Genomic DNA, 4,192 nt, shown 5'->3' with positions numbered 1-4,192 from the left:
TACCTGTTTTAGGGAATGAAACAGCCCTGAAGCTAAAACGGGTCAAACTAGACCAATTAGTGAGCTATGGGACAGGATTGATGCTGAGTAATGAACCGGTTTCAATTAGGTTCTCAGATGAGTTTGAGCAGAAGCTTTACAGACTCTCAAAGAGATTTCGCAATATTCGTTCTGATGTACAACCAATTATTGAGGAACTACAGCAAGGAAATATTGTCGGAGACAGAATTGGGAGTATTGGTGAGGAGTAGGTTGTTTATAAGGTGAGAGTTCGCAATAGTAATATTCAAAAAGGTAAAAGTGCTGGATATCGCTTAATTTATCAACTTGAGTTGCCTACAAGTATTTTGTTACTCACGATTTATGCCAAATTTGACCGAGAAGATATTGGTACAAATGAAATTAGAGATATTTTAACTGGTTTTGATAGTCAAGAAAGTTAAAACTTGATAAGTCGCCAACAAAAAACCCCGCCCTTGGCGGGGTTTTTTATTTGAAAGTTATCTCAAGATTTTCAACTTCTTAGAATGTGAAGGTTGTTCTGAGAGTACCGATGAACGCGTCGTCATTACTGTCGTTCTGGCCAGGAGAAGACAACCAGATTACACCAGGAGTGATGGAAATGTTATCAGATACGCGATATTTGTAGAAGCCTTCTACTTGGAATGGCAGATCGTTGTTACCGCCTGATACTGAGGTTCGACCAATAGCATAAGGTTGAACGCCACCAAAAATACCCAGAACGTTTCCTCTCTTACCAAAGTCAGGTAGTGCGATACCAGCACCATAGCTCCAAACTTCTTTATCATCACCTACGCCAGAGCCTGTGACATCGCTGTAAGAGATAAAACCACTTACAGACAGTTTATCACTGGGTCTAAATGCTGCTGACAGACCGAAGGAATTTGTTGAAGCTGAGAAGGGGAGATTATTGGCGAAGCTAGTGCCTACAACACCTGCGCCGGTTGTTCCACCAGCTAGTGTCAGACCTTCTCCGTTATCAAATAACGCACTACCTGCGCCATTATAACTGTGAACGTAGGTAGCAGCGACAGCTACGCGATCGCCGATGCCAAAGTTCAATTGTCCTAAAGCAGAGTAGTTACCGTTAAACAGACCTTCACCAGAAGTTGGACTATCAGCTTCCGATGCTAAGTAACCTACGGTGATAGAACTGGGCTTGATAATGCTGCCACCTTGGCCAAAAGGTATGTTGAACGCGATACCCGCACCACCACCTATGCGGTAAATTGGGTTTTCGGAGGAGAAGGTGGACAATGCACCGTTACCACCGTCGGTTTTGTCAAAGAAGTAAGGGTTATTAACAGCAGCGTAGTGGCTGTGTTTACCACCAGCAGCAGCTAAGTAAACTTGAACTGGGCCAAGAGGAGCTTCGTATGTTAAGCGGTCTATTTCAACGCCGTTGTTACGTGCATCGTTACCGCCTACATTAAAGGTTTGGGTAGCTTCTGAGCTACCGATAGAAGCATTATTACGGTCTGTTAAATTAAAAGCACTTGAGTTGCTTGCTGTCAAACGAGTGGTCAATACGTCTCTACCAGTGAAGCTGGTTTGCAAGCCTAGACGTACTCTGTCTTGGAAGACAGTGTTATTGTTATTACCGCTGCGATCGCCAAATACATCGCTAACAGCAAAAATTGCTTCACCAACGAGTTTGGTTGTGGTCGAGAATTGATTAGCTTCTAATTCAGCAGTGCGTGCTTCTAAAGCATCTACACGACCACGCAAGGTTGCTAATTCAGCGGAAAATTCTTCTTGTAACCGCTGTAAAGTTGCTAAATCTTGTTTGGTTACTAAGTCAGCTGTTGCTGTGGCAATCAATTCGTTTACTCGATCCAAACAAGCGTTCAAACCAGCAGCGAATTCATAACGGGTAAGAGCGCGATTACCACGGTAAGTACCGTTGGGATAACCAGCAATACAACCGTAACGCTCTACCAAGGACTGTAATGCTTGGAATGCCCAGTCTGTTGGTTGTACATCAGAAAACTGGGAGACTGAAGTTACTTGAGACAGCGAATTGCTGGTTTTGCCTTCGTTGCTGTAACGGTTAACTTGGTCTAAAACTTTGCTGTCGTTGTTAGCAGGAGCCGCTTGTGCCAAAACTTCTGGCTGGGCAACTTCTATGGCAACGGTTTTTTCAGTTGTTGAAACTTCTGCACTGGCATTAGGAGCTGCAATCGCTGTTGCTGAAACGAGTAGGGTTGCTCCTAAAACTGCCGGGCTAACCACGAGTGATTTCCACAAGAGATTAGACATTTTTACTTTTCTCCTCACACCTTGTATAGACAATTGTTTCGTAACACCTCTTCTCAAAAATACGATATTTTTTGAAATTTCGTTGATGAGCTACAGTGCGACTATTACAATTTTAGTTTTTGCAAAGGCAACATCTGCTTAACTTAATGTTAAAAATTGATGTAATTAACTTATGCAAAAACATACCTTTATAGCTTATTATTATAGAGCATTAGGCGCAGATGACAAGCTATGTGCGATCGCCTCCTAAACTGTCACAATCAAATTTCTGTCTTCCCTAGGCAAGAGTAGGGTTGAGAGTATTTAAATTTCCTATTCATTGCCACTACAGCAGTTTCGATTACCCAGTTGTAGCTAGGCAAAGCAATGATTTTAAACGATTTGAGAAATTATAGCTGCTAGGTCAAAGTCTTTTTGGGTTAACCCACCTGCATCATGAGTGGTGAGTGTAACTTTGACTTTGTTATAAGAAATTTCTATGTCTGGATGATGTGCCGCTGATTCAGCAGGTTCCACTAATTTATTCACGAATTCAATTGCTGCAACAAAATCTTTAAATTTACGTAGAGTCTGTAACTTGTTACCCTCTACAGTCCAACCCGACAGACTATTTGCCAGTTTGTGAATTTCTGCTTTGGTCAGTAGTTGTGCCATACCTCAGAATCCTCATCTATATTTTTTGTTAGCACAATTTGAAATATCTGGCTTAAAACAACTCTGCTTTATTTTTCAGTGAGTGTTGGTAATTAAAAAGCCGTTATGCGCCTGATGTGAGTGCAGAAGCGATCGCATCTGTAATTTTTTGATGCGCTAAGTTTCTGGTATGTAGTGCTGCGGTTGTACTAGCTTCAGCAATGATTGTGAACAGTGCAGGGGAATCTGGATGAGCTTTTGTTAAATAGAGCAAAGCTTTGATTAAATAATCTTCTGAATTTTTCTGCTCAAGCTCTTTGAGTACATCATAATTATTTCTGGCAGCTAGAGCTAATTCGTGGTGTTCATTTGTGGGCGTGAGGAATCTGAGAATATTTTCTGTGACACTCCCAACTATATCGGTGGATTCAAAAGCGATCGCATTACCATCACTAATTTCATCTAAAGTTTTCATCTGTGCGTGATCAGCGGCTGCATTTGCTGCGGCTGACAAAATCTTATTCAGGTTAGGATTTATGTCTGTAGCACTGACTAAAAATCCTAAGCATTTACAGTAAAAATCTCTTAGATGACTGGCGGACGTTTTTTTCGCTTCCCGCGCATTACCATTTTTATATTGCTCTAATGCCTGACACTGGCACTCATTACTCGGTTCACCTAGAACCTCAAAAATTGCATTGATTGCTATTTGGACGTTGGGTGTAGTAGTGGTAGTCATACGTTGCTACTTTTTAACCAATCGTGACTTTATTTAAAGCTTCAGAGCTAGAGTTTACATATTCAAAAGAATTTTATAAGCCTTTGTGATCAAAATTACCCATAAAAAACTATCCGCTCTGATTTAGATCTGTTGATCTAATATCAGAGCGGTCTAGCGGGTCTTCAGGTTGCAACCAGACTGCCGGGAGGAACTCCCAGGCTTACCTAGTTAATTGAGATAACTGAGTTTCTCAATTTAACTAAGGCTAACTTTAGAGAACAGCCCCGGCGCGCAGCCGGCTAACTGCAACCTGATGACCCATGCGTTTACTACTTTCTATCATGGGCATCACCTCCTTGTTGCCTAAGCGGACTTAGTTCTAATAAGGCAGAGTAATTACTCTGGGCTTTAACCTTGAATCAATATAACACATTAATTTTAGAAAAATGTGAGCCAAATAATAAATCCCCCGCCTTTCGGCGGGGGATTTATTAAAGAAAAATCAGATCATGATGAATTTCATCAAATCTTAGAGAGCGTTACCACGAGGTAATACCT

The 4,192-nt window shown here is 41.4% G+C and carries 4 protein-coding genes and 1 pseudogene; 2 read left to right on the top strand and 3 right to left on the bottom strand.

Features of this window, described 5'->3' with window-relative positions; translation table 11 throughout:
* Together NCWK1_RS30255 and NCWK1_RS30250 are read left to right on the top strand one after the other, a co-directional pair.
* A pseudogene (locus NCWK1_RS30255) lies at window positions 1-251 on the top strand (hypothetical protein); the annotation flags it as partial.
* Window positions 252-263: 12 nt separating this feature from the next.
* Complete coding sequence (locus NCWK1_RS30250) at window positions 264-443, top strand: hypothetical protein (protein ID WP_245894964.1); 180 nt, start codon at window positions 264-266, stop codon at window positions 441-443.
* Between the two features lie 79 nt (window positions 444-522).
* Here NCWK1_RS30250 and NCWK1_RS21240 read toward each other — a convergent pair whose 3' ends face one another.
* From NCWK1_RS21240 to NCWK1_RS21230, 3 genes are all read right to left on the bottom strand, one after another.
* On the bottom strand, window positions 523-2,280 hold the full coding sequence (locus NCWK1_RS21240; protein ID WP_103126077.1) for an iron uptake porin: 1,758 nt from the start codon (window positions 2,278-2,280) through the stop codon (window positions 523-525).
* A 372-nt stretch (window positions 2,281-2,652) separates the two neighbouring features.
* A complete protein-coding gene (locus tag NCWK1_RS21235) occupies window positions 2,653-2,934 on the bottom strand; it encodes a 4a-hydroxytetrahydrobiopterin dehydratase (protein ID WP_103126076.1) in 282 nt (93 codons plus the stop codon).
* Between the two features lie 103 nt (window positions 2,935-3,037).
* Entirely contained in the window at window positions 3,038-3,652 is a 615-nt protein-coding gene (locus NCWK1_RS21230; protein ID WP_103126075.1) for a hypothetical protein, read from the bottom strand.
* Window positions 3,653-4,192 lie beyond the last annotated feature (540 nt).

This window comes from Nostoc cycadae WK-1, assembly GCF_002897135.1.
In the GTDB taxonomy this organism is placed as follows: domain Bacteria; phylum Cyanobacteriota; class Cyanobacteriia; order Cyanobacteriales; family Nostocaceae; genus Nostoc_B.
Note: the sequence above shows the minus strand (reverse complement) of the source record. Positions and strands in the feature narration are given on the sequence as shown.

Excerpts from the sequence above, each read along its gene's own strand:
- NCWK1_RS21240 (WP_103126077.1), bottom strand. The coding sequence starts at position 2,280 with ATGTCTAATCTCTTGTGGAAATCACTCGTGGTTAGCCCGGCAGTTTTA.
- NCWK1_RS21235 (WP_103126076.1), bottom strand. The coding sequence starts at position 2,934 with ATGGCACAACTACTGACCAAAGCAGAAATTCACAAACTGGCAAATAGT.
- NCWK1_RS21230 (WP_103126075.1), bottom strand. The coding sequence starts at position 3,652 with ATGACTACCACTACTACACCCAACGTCCAAATAGCAATCAATGCAATT.